At 59.3% G+C, this 17,354-nt stretch carries 14 protein-coding genes; 3 read left to right on the top strand and 11 right to left on the bottom strand.

Annotation, left to right across the window (positions count from 1 at the left end; all coding sequences use genetic code 11):
- The 4 genes from FKG94_RS01275 to FKG94_RS01260 form a co-directional block, all read right to left on the bottom strand.
- The gene (locus FKG94_RS01275) at window positions 1-960 is read right to left on the bottom strand and encodes a substrate-binding domain-containing protein (protein ID WP_218943388.1); all 960 of its coding nucleotides are present in this window, start codon (window positions 958-960) and stop codon (window positions 1-3) included.
- A gap of 446 nt (window positions 961-1,406) precedes the next feature.
- Window positions 1,407-2,345: a ribokinase gene (gene rbsK / locus FKG94_RS01270; RefSeq protein WP_142902366.1), complete on the bottom strand. Its 939-nt coding sequence runs from the start codon at window positions 2,343-2,345 to the stop codon at window positions 1,407-1,409.
- 103 nt (window positions 2,346-2,448) lie between these two features.
- On the bottom strand, window positions 2,449-3,471 hold the full coding sequence (locus tag FKG94_RS01265; protein WP_142902365.1) for an adenosine deaminase: 1,023 nt from the start codon (window positions 3,469-3,471) through the stop codon (window positions 2,449-2,451).
- Between the two features lie 101 nt (window positions 3,472-3,572).
- Window positions 3,573-5,867: a TonB-dependent receptor gene (locus FKG94_RS01260; protein ID WP_142902364.1), complete on the bottom strand. Its 2,295-nt coding sequence runs from the start codon at window positions 5,865-5,867 to the stop codon at window positions 3,573-3,575.
- 952 nt (window positions 5,868-6,819) lie between these two features.
- Between FKG94_RS01260 and FKG94_RS01255 the strand changes: the two genes are divergently transcribed.
- Window positions 6,820-7,944 (top strand): nucleoside hydrolase, encoded by a 1,125-nt coding sequence (locus FKG94_RS01255; protein ID WP_218943387.1) that lies wholly within the window; start codon window positions 6,820-6,822, stop codon window positions 7,942-7,944.
- Entirely contained in the window at window positions 7,941-8,855 is a 915-nt protein-coding gene (gene puuE, locus FKG94_RS01250) for an allantoinase PuuE (RefSeq protein ID WP_142902362.1), read from the top strand. Before FKG94_RS01255 ends, puuE begins: the two co-directional genes overlap by 4 nt.
- 277 nt (window positions 8,856-9,132) lie before the next feature.
- Here the strand turns inward: puuE and FKG94_RS01245 are convergent, their stop codons facing one another.
- On the bottom strand, window positions 9,133-9,720 hold the full coding sequence (locus tag FKG94_RS01245) for a phosphoribosyltransferase (RefSeq protein WP_142902361.1): 588 nt from the start codon (window positions 9,718-9,720) through the stop codon (window positions 9,133-9,135).
- 112 nt (window positions 9,721-9,832) lie between these two features.
- Between FKG94_RS01245 and FKG94_RS01240 the strand changes: the two genes are divergently transcribed.
- Window positions 9,833-10,402, top strand: coding sequence for a phosphoribosyltransferase (locus FKG94_RS01240; RefSeq protein ID WP_142902360.1), 570 nt, complete (start codon window positions 9,833-9,835; stop codon window positions 10,400-10,402).
- On the opposite strand, the gene FKG94_RS01235 is transcribed toward FKG94_RS01240, so the two are convergent.
- The 6 genes from FKG94_RS01235 to xdhB all read right to left on the bottom strand — a co-directional run bounded on the left by FKG94_RS01235 (window position 10,389) and on the right by xdhB (window position 17,347).
- Window positions 10,389-11,585, bottom strand: a complete 1,197-nt coding sequence (locus tag FKG94_RS01235; protein WP_142902359.1) for a urate hydroxylase PuuD — start codon at window positions 11,583-11,585, stop codon at window positions 10,389-10,391. The two genes, FKG94_RS01240 and FKG94_RS01235, sit on opposite strands and share 14 nt — an antisense overlap.
- Window positions 11,586-11,600: 15 nt before the next feature.
- Window positions 11,601-12,905, bottom strand: a complete 1,305-nt coding sequence (gene guaD, locus FKG94_RS01230; RefSeq protein ID WP_142902358.1) for a guanine deaminase — start codon at window positions 12,903-12,905, stop codon at window positions 11,601-11,603.
- Window positions 12,906-13,223: 318 nt separating this feature from the next.
- A complete protein-coding gene (gene uraH / locus FKG94_RS01225) occupies window positions 13,224-13,565 on the bottom strand; it encodes a hydroxyisourate hydrolase (RefSeq protein WP_142902357.1) in 342 nt (113 codons plus the stop codon).
- A gap of 35 nt (window positions 13,566-13,600) precedes the next feature.
- Window positions 13,601-14,116, bottom strand: coding sequence for a 2-oxo-4-hydroxy-4-carboxy-5-ureidoimidazoline decarboxylase (gene uraD / locus FKG94_RS01220; RefSeq protein WP_246124871.1), 516 nt, complete (start codon window positions 14,114-14,116; stop codon window positions 13,601-13,603).
- On the bottom strand, window positions 14,109-14,960 hold the full coding sequence (xdhC, locus tag FKG94_RS01215) for a xanthine dehydrogenase accessory protein XdhC (protein ID WP_142902356.1): 852 nt from the start codon (window positions 14,958-14,960) through the stop codon (window positions 14,109-14,111). The genes uraD and xdhC overlap by 8 nt, the downstream gene beginning before the upstream one ends.
- Complete coding sequence (xdhB, locus tag FKG94_RS01210; protein ID WP_142902355.1) at window positions 14,957-17,347, bottom strand: xanthine dehydrogenase molybdopterin binding subunit; 2,391 nt, start codon at window positions 17,345-17,347, stop codon at window positions 14,957-14,959. The genes xdhC and xdhB overlap by 4 nt, the downstream gene beginning before the upstream one ends.
- Window positions 17,348-17,354: the final 7 nt, after the last annotated feature.

The raw sequence follows: 17,354 nt of genomic DNA, 5'->3' as shown, positions 1-17,354 counted from the left end.
CTATTGCTCGCCTTTGATGATCAGGTCGACCGGTGTCTTCTTATCGGCGGGGGCAGCGCCGGTGGCGAGCGCACTGAGCGCATACTCGATACCAAACACGGCGAGGTCGCGCCCGTGTTGATCCGCCGTGGCCAGCATCGCACCGGACTGCACCAGATCGTTGGCGGCGGAGATATTGTCAAAGCCAACCACTTTTACCTGCCCCTGCTTACCCGCCTGGCGCACCGCCGCCACCGCACCCAACGCCATACTGTCGTTGGCGGCGAGTATGGCGGTTAACTGCGGGTGCTCTGACAATATCGCCGCGGCGATGGCGGCGGCCTTGGCCTGCTCCCAATCCGCCGACTGGACACTGACGATCTCCATGCCCGCCGCCGTCATGGCCGCCTGAAAACCTTCGAGCCGCTGTTGGGCATTAAAGGCGCTGGGTATACCGCCGATAATCGCCACCTGGTCACCGGCCTGTAAGTGCTGCGCCAGATAGGTGCCCACCGCCCGGGCCCCGGCTTTATTGTCCGGTCCGACAAAAGGGATGGTCAGGCCCATCCCGCGCAGTAGATCGCGGTCAAAGCGGTTATCGATATTGACTACGGTGATACCCTGGTTTACGGCGCGGGCAACCACCGGCAACAGGCTCTTGGAATCGGCCGGCGCAATCACAATAACATCCACCTGCGAGGCCATCATCTGCTCAACCAGCGCCACCTGCTGGGCCAGATCACTTTCGTTTTTGATGCCGTTTACCAGCAGTTCGTAGCTATCGGCGTTGGCCGCCTGATGGGCTTCCGCGCCGGCGGCCATATCGATAAAGAACTCATTGGCCAGGGACTTCATCACCAGGGCAACCCGCACCCGGTCGCTATCCGGCGCCGGTGCGCCGGCATCGCCGGAGGGGTCGCAGCCGGTCGTTGCCAGGGCGAGAACCATACTTATCGCACACAACAGGTGTCGTTGACTCATCACTTTAGTTTCCTGTTTTTCAAATTTATCAATGGGGTAACTGTCAATAATGGCACTCGTTTCTGGTGCCCACTTTCGCTTAAAGCGCCTAAGTTTGGTGGTGGTGGTACTCTAGAGGACTTGCCCCAATTTACTGATCCCCGCCCGGTCCGATTGGTCTTGATTAAGAATACTGCGGGTAGGTCTGCCTTTGGATGGCCGGTCAATTGGCACGTCTTTGTTCAAGTATCACCACCACCAAACTTAGGCGCTTTAAGCGAAAGCAGGCACCTGAAGTAAGCGCTATTCCACTCTGGCTTCGACAAACGGGACCGCTACCAATTTGGACTTAGTCAATCCGATAACAATCGGATACGTGACTGCCGGACTGATAACTGCCAACAGGGCGTCACTCAACCCGTAACTGCCCATCGGCAGGCTATCTACCAGCGCTGTCGACAACCGCCTCAGGTCCTGAACGCCAGAATTTCCTCCCGGGTGGGGATTGAAGCTATGGCGCCCTCGCGAGTTACTGCCAGTGCCGCGGCAACCATGGCCTCTTCTATCGCCTGTTCACAACTGAGCCCCCGGACCAAACCGGCGCAGAACACACCGTTGAACACATCGCCGGCGCCGGTGGTATCCACCGCCGTCACCGCGCGGGCGGCAAAGCGCTGCGTCGCCGGCGCTTGGCCTGCACCCGCTTTCGGTTGAAACAGCACGGCGCCATCGGCGCCCAGCGTGACCAGCACCCGGCCAACACCTTTATCCAGAAAAGTTTTAGCAGCCGCGGCCAGCCCCGGCTCCGAGCCGGTATACAGACCGGCCAACGCCGCCGCCTCGCCGCGATTGGGGGTCAGGATATCCACCACCGCCAGCAATTCATCGGGCAGCGCCCGGGCCGGCGCCGGATTCAGAACCACGGGGACGCCGGCCCCGGCCGCGATCTGCGCCACCGACATCACCGTCTCCAGCGGAATCTCCAACTGCAGCAAAACCACGCCGGCACTCGTGATCAGTTCTCTATACTGCTCGATGGTCTGCGGCGTCAGGCGGGCGTTGGCACCGGCGGTCAGGCCAATACAGTTTTCGCCGCGGGCGTCGATAAAAATGCAGGCCACCCCCGTCGGGCACGCCGGCACAGTCTTTATGCCCGACACGGCCAAACCCATGGTTTGAAATTCCGCCAGGATACCGGCGCCGGTCTGATCATCGCCGACGGCGGAAATAAAATGCACGTCAGCGCCGCCGCGGTGGCAGGCCACCGCCTGGTTGGCGCCCTTGCCGCCGATACCTGCCTGCAGGCGACCGCCGGCGACAGTCTCGCCCGGCACCGGCAGGTGCGGCAGATGCATACAGGTATCCCAGTTGGTGCTTCCCACCACCACTGCATGGGTTCGGTCCACGCTGGTCTCCTTTGTCAGTGTTCAGCTTGAGCCGCTCTCGGTTTTAATCTGGCTGAAGGTTTTTGGTTTAACCCCGCTGAAGGCCTCGAATCTCGCTGCAGGCTCAATGCCGCGAGGCCTCTTCATCCACGGCCTGCAGCCACGAATGCTTGCTGGCCTCATCGAGAAAGCTCGACAAAAAGCTGTTCTTCACCAGCGCTATCAATTGCTCCGGGGTAGGTGCCAGGGCATCGATCAGCGCCTCGTAATTGGCGTTCACATAACCGCCGAAATACGCCGGGTCGTCGGAGTTGACCATCACCCGCACCCCCTGGTCCAGGAGCGCGAGTATCGGGTGGGTGTCCATAGTGTCGTAAACACGCAAGCGCACGTTCGACAACGGGCACACGGTCAGCGGTATCTTGCGCTCGGCCACTTCCGCCAATAATTGCGGCGCCTCGGTGATGCGCACGCCGTGATCGATGCGCGCCACCTGCAACAGGTCTATGGCTTCGCGAATGTAGGCCGGCGGTCCCTCTTCGCCGGCATGGGCCACCGTCTGCAAACCCGCAGCCCGCGCCAGGGCAAATACCTCGCGGAACAGGCCGGGCGGAAAATCCCGCTCCGACGAATCGAGTCCGACACCATCGATCTGGTTCAGAAACGGCGCGGCCATCTTCCAGGTGGCAAAGGCATCCGCCGCCGGCAGGTGGCGCAGGAAACACATGATCAGGCGGCTGGTCACCCCCAGCTCCCGCTCGGCCATGTGCAGTGCGCGCCGAATACCACCGATCACCACGGCAAAGGGCACACCGCGACTGGTGTGACTTTGCGGATCAAAAAATATTTCCGTATGCACCACCCGGTCGGCTTGGCACTTTTTCAGATAGGCCCAGGTCAGGTCGAAGAAATCCTCTTCGGTCAGCAGTACCGCCGTGGCTTGATAATAGAGGTCGAGAAAAGACTGGAGGTCTTTGAAGTCATAGCGTTTCATCAGCTCTTGCTGTGAGGCATAGGGTAAGTCAATACCGTTGCGCGCCGCCAGCGCAAACACCATATCGGGTTCCAGGCTGCCTTCGATATGCAGGTGCAGTTCGGCTTTGGGGAGGCGGCGGATAAGCTCTTTCGCATTACCGGGGCTTGGCATCAGACTGACTCTTTCCTAATATAAATTAACAGCTGACAACCGCGCAGCGTAAAGCGCGGCTGTAAGCTGTAAGCTGTAAGCTGTAAGCTGTAAGCTGTAAGCTAAAAACTATAAATCGCCTCGACTCCCCAAAACCGCGGTTCGTTAACAAAAGCCGTCATATTGAGAAAATCAATGGCGCCGTCGGCAACGATTTCATCGGTAATATTGCGGCCCACCAGGGCGATATCGAGATTGTCGTCGACATTTTTGTAACCCACGCGCAAACCGCCGATCCAGCGCTCCTCGGCGACAAACTCAACCGATTCGTAGAGAAAAATATTGGACTCGCTGCGGTAGTTCCAGTCGGTGGATGCATAGAGGGTACCGGTCGCCAGCGGATAGTCGTAGTGGGCGGAAATATTGTATAGCCACTCGGGCGCCCGCGGCAACGGATTGCCGTCGACGGAAACCAGGTTGACGGTGCCGAACCGGCCGTCAAACGTATCGACAATCGGGTCTTTCGGGGTGCACAGGGGCGTGGAGGAACACAGCTCCACATTCAGGTTCGAGTCCTTGATTTCGGTATCGTTGTAACTCAGGTTGAAAGCCACCCGCAGGTGCTCGGTAATCAGCGCTTCGAAGTCGGTTTCAAAACCCGAACCCTCGGTCTTATCGGCGTTGAGCAGTTCGTTGGTGTTGCCGGTGCCGCCGGTGGCCGTCAATTGCTGGTCGTCGATCTCATAGGCGTAAATTGTGGCGTTCCAACGGGCGCGGCCGTCAAACAGGCTGCTTTTAAAACCCACTTCGAACGAGGTGATGGTTTCGGTGTCCGCCTGGCTGGTAAAACCAAAGCGGCCGAGGGTGACCGGGCCCCGCGAGGCAGTGCCGAGACGGCTGTAGAGACTGACGTTGTCACTGTAGTCGTAGTTGAGCGCCAACTCCCAACTGACGTAGTCGTCATCGGCGTCGATACTGGCCGCCGGCACCGTGGCGCCCGGGCCGGGAATCACTTCGAGTTCTTTGTCATCGCGGGTAAAACGCAGGCCACCGGTTACCGACAGATCGTCGTTTAGCGCATACTCCACCTGGCCGAACACCGCCGCTGATGTGGTTTCCTGCTCGGCCTGGGTCAACGCCGTTGACACCCCCGAAGGTGTGGCAAAATCGTTGCTGTCGACGGTGATATCCTCGGCCAGGTAAAACAAACCCACCTGGTAGAACAGATTCTGCTGCTCGCCGGACAGGCGAAACTCCTGGGTAAATTGAAAGTGATCGGACAGACCGTCGCCGGAAGAGGCGTTAAAGAAGGCCTGGCGTCCCAGTTCGCCGATCACCTCCGGACCGCCCACCAGACCGCCGTCGAGGTCTGTGCGGCTGAAACTCTCGACCGTATCATAGGCGGAGATGGAGGTAAATTTCACGGCGTCAAACTCGTATTCGACCTTGGCGCTGCCGCCGATATGGTCGAGATCGAAACCCGAGACACCGTCCTGGGACACCACCTCTTCATCAAAGCCCGGTCGCAACCCCTCGCGCCCCGGCGTAAAACCGTTGGCGTAAAAAATCTGCGGGTGGTCGCCGTCCTGGTGAAAGCCGTGGAGTTTAAACAACACCGTCGCCGCATCGTTCGGTGTCCACAAAAACTGCAAGCGATAACTGAGTTCATCAAAACCGCCGAAGTCATCGCCGCCACCGTTGACCGTGTTGTCGATCCACGCGTCCCGGTCCAGGTATTTGAGCGACAGCCGCGCGGCCACATCCCGGCCAATGCCGCCACCCACGGCCCCCTCGGTGCTGATGGTGCCGCGACTGCCGTAACCGGCTTTGACGTAACCGTCGGTCTCGTAGCGGGGCTTCACCGTATCGATTTTTACCACGCCGGCGGTGGTGCTGCGCCCGAACAGGGTTCCCTGCGGCCCTTTCAATACTTCAACCCGTTCGACATCAAACAGGGGTAAGCTCTTCAGCACGGAGTTCTCCAGTGCCACCTCGTCCAGGATCAGCGATACCGGTTGGGTGGCATTGACATCGAAGTCGTAATTGCCCAGGCCGCGGATATAAAATCGCGGCGACTGGCGCCCGTTGGATGACTCCACCTGCAAACTGGGCACCCGCCCGGCCAGGGCGCGAATATTCTCCCCCGCGCCGAGAAAATCCCGCACCGACTCGCCCGCAATCGCCGAGACGGCAGCGGGCACATCCTGCAGGGACTGCACGCGCTTTTGCGCGGTTACCACTATCTCTTCCAGGGTTTTCTGAGCATCGGCGCCAGTGCAGACACTCAGCGCCGACGCCAGCAGCAGGCTCCGGAACAACAGGTGTTGCTTAAATCGCGTGGGGCCACAGGGCTTTGCGGTTGAAGCCTGCCCGATTGAGGTCTGAACACTTAAGGTCTGCATGATAGGAGTCCGCATGATTACCTCTGTCTACTTATTAGGATTTCGAACAAAATGACAAGTTGTAGAAGCAGTCGGCAGCCATAGACGAAGTCTGAACAGCACGCGGGGAAATCACGCCTCACAGGATTGTGCTGCTCGTAAACTACGAGCTGAACGTCTTGTCATTGATTAGAGTTATTATCTTCTGCCCTGTCCCGCCTTTTTATGCACGTTATGCCCGTGCCGGAACACACGCAGAGATGCCAAAACGTCAGCAGCAATAATGCCAATTCTTGTCCATATGGTCAATAAAATAAAACATCTGTAAAATCAGGCAATTAGCGGCGCCACTTGCCTTTACCATCGCCGTCATGACGGCGCCGCGATCAGCGTTCGACTGGTCGCAGTGCATCGAGACGACAAATGCGCAATTTAAGTGCAAAGTATCGAGGCCAAATCACTCGCCGGTGCAACGCGGGTCGCCGCAATCTGTCGTCGAACGCTGTTATCGGTTTATACCCCCGTGACAGTCGCTTCGAGCATTTACTGCAGCCAATTGAGCAGACATAGGCTGTTGTCGATTTCCACTCAGCCCCGAGTGGTGCTTCCTTAAGCGGATTTGCACTTACGCTGTCTTTTAATCGATCTCGATCAAAATACCGGCGGTAGGTGTGCCGCTGGGTGGGGCTTTCAGAAACTCTCGACAGCAGGGATGCTGTCGGGAAGACCCCAGGGATGGGTTCACGGCGTGTTTCTGAAAGCCCCACCCAGCGGCACACCGATCAGTTGGCACATTTTTGCTTAAGGAAAAGCCATTTCACTCTGTCCTTAACGATTGTAGCTAAGGACACCTGAGGTAGAACTGCCGCTGCCTACACTATAGACCCGGCTGGCGATTTTGCATCCGCAGACTTGAGGCTTGTGTCATTGCGACTTATAGTCGAGACCTCGAACCCCAATAATCATCCGGATGGTCAGGTTTCTTATTATGTCGCCAGCTTCCGTCAACGTGCATATCTATCTCGCCTTTTTCCTTCTCAGCACCACTGTTTTGTTCAGCACCGCAGCGCGCGGTGCGCAACCGGTTATCTACGATACCGATATGGCTATCGACGACTGGTCGGCGCTGATCTTTCTCGCCAAGCATCCCGCCGTGGATTTGCGGGCCGTCACTATTTCCGCCAGCGGCGAAACCCACTGCAAAGAGGGCATCCAAAATGTGCTGTCGCTGCTGGACTTGGGCGGAGCACCCGAGACCGTCGCGGTAAGTTGTGGCGACGAGTATCCGCTGGACGGCTATTTTGTGTTCCCCCTGCCCTGGCAAGAGCAGGCCGATACCCTGTCCGGCGTCGCGGTGCCGAAAAGCAAACGCCGGCCCCGCGGCGAACACGCGGTGGAAACCATTCACCGGGTGCTGGCGGCGGCCAAGGAGCCGGTCACCCTGATACCCGTCGGCCCCCTCACCAATATCGCCCAGTGGCTGGAGCGCTATCCGGAAGATCGCGCTAAAGTCGGCCGGGTGGTGATCATGGGCGGCGCCTTCGACACCAAAGGCAATATTATCGTGCCGGGCTTTACCGGCGATCACCCCAATACCTCAGCCGAGTGGAATATTTTCATCGATCCGCTAGCGGCCGATAAAGTATTGCGCAGCGGACTCAATATCGAGCTGGTGGGCCTCGATGTCACCAATCACGTGCGCGTCACCAGCGACTATGTCGAGGCGTTTAGCGCCCGGGTCAACAACCCCGCGGCCGATTTTTTCAATCGGGTGTTTATCGAGAACCGCGAATTTATCGCCTCCAACGAGTACTACTTCTGGGATGTGCTGGCCACACTGATTACGGTAAAACCGGACCTTTGCGGGCCGGAGGTTACGCCGGTGACGGTCAGTTATGTCCCGACCGACAAACCGGCGCACTTAAAGACATCCGATCTGTCGATGCCCAAAACCCGCTGGGACGGCAAATCGCGACAACATCTCGATGCGGGTCGCTCCGGTATTACCCGGCGCGCAAAAACCGGTCCGCCGATCAAGGTCTGTATGCGCACTGACCGCAACACCGCGCTGCAACTGTTTACCGATATCGTCACGGCGCCGGCCTCCCCGTGACTCACTACCCCCGCGATCTGGTCGGTTACGGCGAGCACCCCCCGCACCCGCGCTGGCCCGGCGGCGCGCGCCTGGCACTGCAGTTTGTAATCAACTACGAGGAGGGCGGGGAAAGCTGTATCCTGCACGGCGACCCGGCCTCGGAGGCTTTTTTATCTGAGATCGTCGGCGCCCGGGCCTACCCGGGGCAGCGGCATATGAGCATGGAATCCCTGTACGAATACGGCAGCCGCGCCGGTTTCTGGCGCCTGCACCGGCTGTTTACTGAACGGCAGGTTCCGGTCACTGTCTACGGGGTGGCCACTGCACTGGAGCGACACCCGGCGGCGGTGGCAGCCATGCGCGCCGCCAACTGGGAGATCGCCTGCCACGGTTTGAAATGGATTCACTACCAGGACATTTCCGAAGCGGAGGAAAGCGACCATATGGCCCGGGCCGTGGCCTTGCACACGCGGGTGTGCGGCGCGCGGCCGCTGGGCTGGTATACCGGACGCGACAGTCCCCACACCCGCAAGCTGGTGGCGCAATACGGCGGGTTTAAATACCACGCCGATTCCTACGCCGACGACCTGCCCTACTGGTGTACGGACTTTGCCGAACCGCTGTTGATTATCCCCTATACGTTAGATTGCAATGATATGCGCTTTGCCACAGCCCAGGGGTTTAAAAGCGGCGACCAGTTTTTTACGTATTTGAAAGACAGTTTTGATTATCTGTACGAAGAGGGGGCCACGGCGCCAAAGATGCTGAGTGTGGGGCTGCACTGCCGCCTGGCGGGGCGACCGGGCCGAACCATGGCGCTGCGGCGCTTTTTGGATTATGTGCTGGGTTTCGACGCTGTTTGGTTGTGCCGGCGGATTGATATTGCCGATCATTGGTATAGTCATCACTCACCGTTAATCACTGATTAGCTGACTTGTGTAGCACGTTAATTCTGAAACCATTTCGAGAGTAATTGTCCAACTACCCTTGAGATTGATCGTGGTGTAAGTCTCTACTGTACAGATAGCTTTAAAACTGCGATAGAAAAAAACGGATTGCAAGGTCTCAATTTTGAGAAGGTAGATTGAGATGATGAATGAAGACGAACTTGATTAAAAATATTTGGGGTAGGTCCCACACCGCGCCCATCTAACCCGTAGCGGGTCATGATTAGACCCTGCATCGAGCCGGCTTGAGAAGTACCACTCACTCCGGGCGCTTTCCCAGCGCTGCCTGCGCCAGGCGCGCCACCTCCGGCTTGTGCGACGCTATCTCTTCTGCCGTCAACCCGTTTAATTCATGGGGTAACACCAGCCAATCAGCCGTCTCGTGCAGGTAAAAATCCGGCACCCGGCCGGTGCGGTTGTGGGTGGGCTTATACCAAGGTACGGCAATACGGACATCGGCAGGCATATTGCGCCGGGTTTTGCGCCGCAGCCGCTCAATCACCGCCTCGATGTTGTAACCCGTGCTGTAAACATCGTCCACTATCAACAGGGCATCCTCCGCATTGAGCCGATCGAACAAGTAGCGGGTGCCATGCACCCGAATGCGATCCCTGTTGTCGACCATGTCCCCGTAACTCTCCATACCACGGTAAGAGGTGCGCAGGGAAATATGATCGGTTTTTATCTCCAGATACGCCAGGCAGTCCTGCACCACAATACCCACCGGACTGCCGCCACGCCACAGGCCGACAATAAAGTTCGGCCGAAACCCGCTCTCGTAAATCTTCACCGCCAGCTGGAAAGAGACCTGCAGTAGTTGCTCCGGACTGATAAACTGTTTTTGCATAACGCCTATCCGTTTGTAACCGATCTTAAGACCAAGTGATATTTGAACCTGCAATAGGGTCAAACCACCGTTATACTATTACCTCGCCCGCCAAACAGCATTGAATTTCGCTATGACCGACAAAATATACCTCTCCGCCGACGACCTGCAACGGGACTCCTTCAAACTCGGGGCGCAGATACTGGCCAGCGGTTTTCGCCCCAAAGTCATTATCGCCCTGTGGCGCGGCGGCACCCCCACCGGTATCGCCGTGCAGGAATTTCTCGATTATTACGGCGGTTGCCACTCAGACCATATCGCTATTAGGACCTCGTCCTACAAAGGGGTCGGCGAGCGCTCGAATACGGTCAATATCCACGGCCTCAGTTACCTGCTGGAGAACATCAACTACGACGACCCGCTGCTGATCGTCGACGACGTTTTCGATACCGGCCTCACCATCAAGGCCGTTATCGACGAACTCAAAACCAAGGCCCGCAAAAATGCGCCGGCAGATATCCGCGTCGCGGTACCCTGGTACAAACCCAACTCCAACAAAACCGACCGCATACCCGACTACTATATCAACACCACGGAAAAGTGGATCAAGTTCCCGTTCTCACTGGAGGGACTGACCGCCGCAGAGATCAGCACCCATCGGCCCGAGGTCTACGCTATCATCGGCCACCTCATTCCCCGCTAATCCGCGCGTCCAGCCAGGCACCCAACTGGCGCCGCTCAACCTCCTGCATCTGCGTCACATTACCAAGCGGCATATAGTGGGTGGCAACACTGACCTGCTTTATCCTCGCCGCCAGCGCCAGCACCTGGGCTTCACTTTCCAATAACACGCCCGCCGGCGGTGCCACAAACCCCGGCTGGGTCGGCTGCCGGCGGTGGCAACCGGTGCAATGTTTTTGCACCAGGGGCATACCGTCAGCAACTTGACCCACCACCTCCGCACCGGTGCGAGCGGGCGCTGTCTCCGGGCGAATCAACACCGCCACCAGCAACAGCGCCGCGGCGGCGACCACCAGGATATGCGGTTTGTAGATACCCCGATGGCGCAGATTAAAAAAGTGGCGGGCATAAGCGCTGATGGCTGCGACCACCACAATCAGTAACCAGCCAGACTCGCGGCTGTACAACATCGGATAGTGGTTGGCGACCATACACAACAACACCGGCAAGGTCAGGTAGTTATTGTGGGTCGAGCGCAGTTTGGCAAACGCGGCGCCGGCCACATCCGGCGGCTGACCGGCTTCGATGGCGGCAATAAAACGCTTCTGTGAGGGAATAATCCCGAAAAACACATTGCCCACCATCAGTGTACCTATGGCGGCGCCGAGATGAATGACAGCGGCGCGGGGCGCAAACAACGCCATCGCCAGGTAGCTCAACCCCAGCAGATAAATCACCATGGTCGCGGCAAACACCTGACCTTTGTTGACCAACGGCGTGCGGATCAGGATTTCATAACCGGCCGAGGCGCCCGCTAAAAAACCGAGACCGGCGACCACCGCCATCCAGGGTTCCGACAGCAGACCGCCGTCAATCATCATATAACTGCGCGCCTGGCCGTAGTAGATAAACGCCAGCAACGCCATGCCGCTCAACCAGGTGAAATAGGACTCCCACTTCACCCAGTGCAAGGTCGCCGGCATCTGCGCCGGCGCCACCTGGTATTTCTGGAATTCGTAAATACCGCCGCCGTGAATCGCCCAGACATCGCCCTTGATGCCCTTGTCCGCTTTCCACTGCGGCGGCCGCTCCAGGTGATTGTCCATCCACACGTACAAAAACGAACCGCCGATCCAGGCGATGCCGACCAGCACGTGAAACCAGCGGGCCAGCAGACTCAACCAATCCAGTATATAGGCGGTCACGGTAGCACCTCTCCCCTATCGATATTGGCGACGTTCATAAACGCGGGCACCGTTCACGTACGTCTCCGCCACCACCCGATCATCGCCGAGCGTCATCAACAGAAACAGCTTCTCCCACGGCGACTCGCACTGGCGACTGCGATAGGCGAGCAGCGGTGTGGCATTGGGGTCGAGCACGACAAAGTCCGCCTCCTTACCCGCCTCGAAATTGCCGATACAGTGATCGAGGTGCAACGACCTGGCATTGCCGAGCGTCAACCGGTAAAAGGCTTCATAGGGGTGCAGTGGATAGCCCTTTAGCTGGGCGACTTTATAGGCTTCGTTCAGTGTTTGCAGTTGCGAGAAACTGGTGCCGGCGCCGACATCGGTGGCCAGGCTGAAGGTCACCCCAAAGTCTTGGAGCCGCTGCAAGTCCAGCAGACCACTGCCCAGAAACAAATTGGAGGTGGGACAAAAGGCAATCGAGGCACCGGTTTCGGCCAGGCGCCTCAACTCCCTGTCCCGCAGGTGAATGCCGTGGGCAAAGACGCTGCGTTCGCTCAACAGACCATAGTGATCGTACACATCCAGGTAGGACGTTCGCTCCGGGAACAAGGTCTCCACCCATTGCACCTCGGCGGAATTTTCCGACAGGTGCGTCTGCATATAAACGTCGCTGTGCCTGGCCAGCAGCGCGCCGGTTTTCTGTAACTGTGCCGGCGTTGAAGTGGGTGCAAAGCGCGGCGTCAAGGCATAGCTTTGGCGACCGTTGTTATGCCATTTTTCGATCAGGCGCTCGCTGTCGGCAATCCCGCCGGCTGCGGTATCGGTCAAGCCGTCCGGCGCATTGCGATCCATCAACACCTTACCGGCAAGCATACGGGTACCGCGGCGCGTGGAGGCGGAGAAAAACGCCTCCACCGAGGCCGGGTGAACGGTGCAGAACGTCAGCGCCGTGGTGGTGCCGTTGCGCAGCAGTTCATCCAGGAAACGCTCGGCGGCAGCGGCAGCGTATTGCGCTTCAGCGAACCGCTGCTCGGCGGGAAACGTGTAATGATTGAGCCAGTCCAGCAACTGCTCGCCGTAACTGGCGATCACATCGATTTGCGGAAAGTGCACATGGGTATCGATGAAGCCCGGCATGATAAGGTGATCGGGATGGTGGCGCACTTCACAGTCCGCCGGCAAAGCGGCAAGCACGGCGGCGGCCGGCCCGACCTGGCGCACCCTGCCATCATCGACCACCAATACGCCGTCGGCGAAGTATTCCACCCCCTCGCCAGCGCTGGTCGGCGCAGCGGTAAAATGCAAGAGAGGGCCACGATAGGCTCGAACACTCATAGAGTCTGTTCCTGTAAAACTGTCGTAAGTTACTGATGGCACTTGCCTCAGGCAACTACCTTCAGTAGTCGTGCTCTAGTTACTATGTGCCAATTGATCGGTCTGCCTCTGGATGGAGCTTTCAGAAACACGGACTAGGTGTCCCCCCGATAAACCCATCCCTGGGAGCTTCGCGACAGCATCCGTGCTGTCGAGAGTTTCTGAAAGCTCCATCCAGAGGCAGACCTACCCACAGTGTCCTTAATCAAGATGAATTGGGGTAAAGTGAGAATCGTTAAACGACATAAAAACTTTTTAGTAAGTCCCCTTCATCAGTTACTAGCTACCGCGATACGTCGAGTAGCCATAGGCGCTCAACAGCAGCGGTACATGATAGTGTTGCCGCCGATCGGTGATTTCGAAGGTGATAGTAACCGATGGGTAAAACGTCTGCACGCCGAGACCGCGAAAGTAGTCGGCTGTCGCAAACTCGAGCTGGTAGACCCCGAGTTCGCTGGCAAAGCCCTCGCTCCACGTCTCGATCCTGCCATCCCCGTCAGTGCTGCCGCACGCCAGCGACCGCCAGCCATTGGTTGTCCTGCGACTGAGCCCAACCCCCACACCCGTGGCCGGCGCGCCGCGGTGGGTGTCCAGAATATGGGTGGTAATCGGCGGTCTCACGGCACATTCCTCACTTTTTGTTCATTGGTTTGTTGTCACGATTCCACCCGCTGGCGCAAACGCAGGGCAGTGATTTTGCCTTGCTCCCGAGCGGCTTCATACAACTCCTGCCCGCGCTCGTTGCCCAGACGGGTTTCCAGCAGCGCCAACATCTGGGCGGCCGACTTGCCGGTGGCACACACAATAAACAGAAAACCGTTTTTCGCGATATACGCCTCATTGCCGGCGGCCAGCGCGGCGATCTCCGCCTCGGTCGCCGCGGCCACCCGCCCCTGCTCCCGCGCCGCCGCGCTGAATTTCTGTGCCAGCGCCGCCCGGTCACCGATGCGGGCATGGCCGGCAAACGCCTCCAGCATCATGGCTTCATCCGCTGCCGCCCAGATACGGTCGGCGGCAGCGACCAACGCCGCCACCGAGGCGAAAGGCCTGGCACTCGCCATGGCCTGCGCCCAGGACAGACACTGGCAACAACCGAGAAAAAAATCCACCGCTGCCGCCGCCGGCATAGCGTTGAGCGCGGCGAGACTTTGGGTAGCCGTCGCACTATTCACGCAGCGGCACCTCGCCGGTTGCCAGCGCGGTTTTCATTTCGCGCCACTGGATACCGCGACGACCCGCCGGCGCACTCGCCTTTTTGCGCAACGCCAGCAACTGGGCGCTGATGGACACCGCCACCTCCATCGGCAGCTTGCCCGAGACCTCGGGCAAGCCTACCGGGCAACACAAATCCCGCAGGCGTTGCTCGGCGACACCGGCGCGGGCCAGACGCCGGCGAAACCGCTGCGCTTTGGTTTGTGAACCGATCAGGCCGATAAAGCCGAGGTCAGTGCGCTCCAGTGCCGCTTGCGACAGCTCGAAGTCGAGTCCATGGTCGTGGGTCAGAATCAACACGTCGGTACCCGGCGCCAACTGCGCCACTGTGGCCACCGGGTCGGACTCCACCCGCGACACCACCCGGGCGCCGGGCGCGGGCGGGAATAAATCCGCCCGGTTATCCACCCAGGTAATCCGACAAGGTAACTCCGCCACAATGCCGACCAGTCGCTGGGCGACATGACCGGCACCGTATATCGCCAACTGCCAGTCGCAGGGCGCAAAGGTTTCCAGCAGTACACTGACATGACCGCCGCAACACTGGCGCGCCTGCGCCGCCAGGGGAAACGCTTTCAGCTCTTGTCCGCCCGCGCCCAACAACAATTCCCGGGCGCGCTGGATCACCAGGAATTCCAGTTGACCGCCACCGATGGTGTCGAAAGTATCGTCTGCACTGATGACCATCTTGCTGGCCGGTTCCCGCGGCGTGGAGCCGGCCGCACCCATTACCGTCGCCAACACATAACCACACCCGGCTGCCTCGCAGCGACCGACAGCTTCATACCAGCTACAGCTTTTCACTTTGTCACCTCGCGATCTGCTGTGGCAGCCGCTTCGCCGCCGACATGGGCGCGGGCCGCATCCAGGGCATCCAACACCCGCTCGGGTGTGGCCGGCGGGTCCAGCGGCGGGCTAAAACGATAATCGGCGACACTGGCGCAGGCGTCGCGCAGCGCCGACCATACCGAGATCGCCAGCATCAGCGGCGGCTCGCCGACGGCTTTGGAATTAAAGATAGTCGCCTCCGCGTTGGCACTTTCATACAGGGCGACATTAAAAACCGGCGGCACATCCGCCGCGGTGGGAATTTTATAGTTGGCCGGGCTGTTGGCGATGACGCGGCCCTGCGCATCCCACATCAGTTCCTCTGTCGTCAACCAGCCCATGCCCTGCACAAAACCACCCTCGATCTGGCCGATATCGATCGCCGGGTTAATGGAGCGACCCACGTCGTGAAGAATATCGACCCGCTCGACCCGGTACTCACCGGTAAACGTATCGACAATCACTTCAGCCGCCGCGGCACCATTGGCGAAATAAAAAAACGGCCGGCCTTTGGCGCTCTGGCGGTCGTAGTGAATCTTTGGCGTGGTATAAAAACCGGAGGACCACAGCGCTACGCGGTTGAGATAAGCCAGCCGCACAAAGGCCGCAAACGCCATCGCCTGTGTGCCGGCGATCACGCGGTTATCGGCAAAACGCACCGCGTCCGCGGGCACGGCAAAATGCGTGCTGGCAAATTCGATCAGGCCCTGCTTGATCTGGCGCGCCGCGTCCCTGGCGGCCATACCGTTGAGGTCGGTGCCGGAGGAGGCGGCCGTCGGCGAGGTGTTGGCCACCTTGTCGGTGCGGGTGGCGGTGACCTGTACGCTCTCCACACCGACACCGAATTCAGCGGCCACCACCTGGGCGACCTTGGTGTAGAGTCCCTGCCCCATTTCAGTCCCGGCGTGATTGACCAACAGGCTGCCGTCGGTATAGATATGTACCAGCGCGCCGGCCTGGTTTAAATGGGTGGCAGTAAAGGAAACACCGAATTTCACCGGCGTCAGGGCCAGGCCTTTTTTCAGGAAAGGATTGTGCCGGTTAAACTCGGTGACCGCCGCGCGCCGCCGCCAGTAATCGCTGGAGTTCTCCAACTGCCCAACGATGTCCGGCAACAGATGTTGCTCGATTTTCTGGCCGTAATGCGTGGTATTAAAACCGGGGCGATAAAGATTGCGCTTGCGAATAGTGAGCGGGTCTTCTCCCAGTCGGCGGGCGATATCATCAAGCGTCGCCTCGATCGCCACCATCCCCTGGGGTGCCCCAAAACCGCGAAACGCGGTGTTGGATACCGTGTGGGTCTTGCAGCGGTGCCCCACAACCCGTGCCGGCCCCAGATAATAGGCGTTGTCGGCATGGAACATGGCCCGATCGACAATGCCTTCGGACAAGTCCGGCGAATAGCCGCATTTGCCCGCCAGGCAGATATCGATACCGCGAATTTCACCGCGCTCGGAAAACCCCACCTCCACCCGGCTTAAAAAATCGTGGCGCTTGCCGGTGCGCTCCATATCCTCGCGTCGCGGCAGGCGGAAAGTCACCGCGCGCCCGGTGTGATAACAGACCACGGCCGCGGTGCAGGCCAGTGCCCCGGCCTGGGATTCCTTGCCGCCAAAGCCGCCACCCATACGTCGCACCTCCGCCTGCACCCGGTGGATCGGCAGACCCAACACCTGCGCCACCAGCTTCTGCACCTCGGTGGGGTGCTGGCTGGAGGTATGCACGTGAACACCGCCGTCCTCGGTCGGGCACACCAGGCACACCTGCCCCTCGAGGTAAAAATGTTCCTGGCCTTTCATATAGACGTCGTTGCACAACCGCTGCGGCGCCGCCTCAATGGCACGCCGGTAATCGTCGGCGCCGAGCGCGCCCGATTGCATGGTGTGCGTGGGTAACACAAACGCTTGCTGCGCCAGCGCTGTCGACACTGTCAACACCGCCGGCAGCGGTTGATACTCCACCACCGCTTTCTGTACCGCGCGCTGCGCCTGTTCATAGCTGTGCGCCGCGACGGTGAAAAGCTGCTGGCCGACAAACTCCACGGTATCGCCCGCAAACAGGGGATCGCCGGCGTAGACCGGCCCCACGTCAATGTCTCCCGGCACATCGGCACGGGTAAACACCGCCACTACACCGTCACTGGCTTTTACCGCGGCCAGGTCCAGCGTCTTGATTTTTCCGTGCGCGCAGGTGCTGGCGCCGCTGGCCAGATGCAGGACGCCGGGCGGCATGATCATATCGTCCACATAGCGGGCGCGGCCGGTGACATGCTTGACGGCGCTGTCGTGCACCGCCGGCTTCCCGAGCCCTGTTTTGGGCGGGCGTTGTCGCAGCGGTACCTGGTACTCTTTGATTCGACGCATAGTCCTC

Origin of the sequence: Exilibacterium tricleocarpae (assembly GCF_007004655.1) — a bacterium.
Lineage (GTDB): Bacteria > Pseudomonadota > Gammaproteobacteria > Pseudomonadales > Cellvibrionaceae > Exilibacterium > Exilibacterium tricleocarpae.
The sequence above is the reverse complement of the archived record's forward strand: the minus strand, read 5'-3'. Positions and strand labels throughout refer to the sequence as shown.

Bases quoted from the DNA above. Each gene is read 5' to 3' on its own strand.
- FKG94_RS01275 (WP_218943388.1), bottom strand. From the start codon at position 960: ATGAGTCAACGACACCTGTTGTGTGCGATAAGTATGGTTCTCGCCCTG.
- FKG94_RS01265 (WP_142902365.1), bottom strand. From the start codon at position 3,471: ATGCCAAGCCCCGGTAATGCGAAAGAGCTTATCCGCCGCCTCCCCAAA.
- FKG94_RS01260 (WP_142902364.1), bottom strand. From the start codon at position 5,867: ATGCGGACTCCTATCATGCAGACCTTAAGTGTTCAGACCTCAATCGGG.
- FKG94_RS01255 (WP_218943387.1), top strand. From the start codon at position 6,820: ATGTCGCCAGCTTCCGTCAACGTGCATATCTATCTCGCCTTTTTCCTT.
- FKG94_RS01245 (WP_142902361.1), bottom strand. From the start codon at position 9,720: ATGCAAAAACAGTTTATCAGTCCGGAGCAACTACTGCAGGTCTCTTTC.
- FKG94_RS01240 (WP_142902360.1), top strand. From the start codon at position 9,833: ATGACCGACAAAATATACCTCTCCGCCGACGACCTGCAACGGGACTCC.
- guaD (WP_142902358.1), bottom strand. From the start codon at position 12,905: ATGAGTGTTCGAGCCTATCGTGGCCCTCTCTTGCATTTTACCGCTGCG.
- xdhB (WP_142902355.1), bottom strand. From the start codon at position 17,347: ATGCGTCGAATCAAAGAGTACCAGGTACCGCTGCGACAACGCCCGCCC.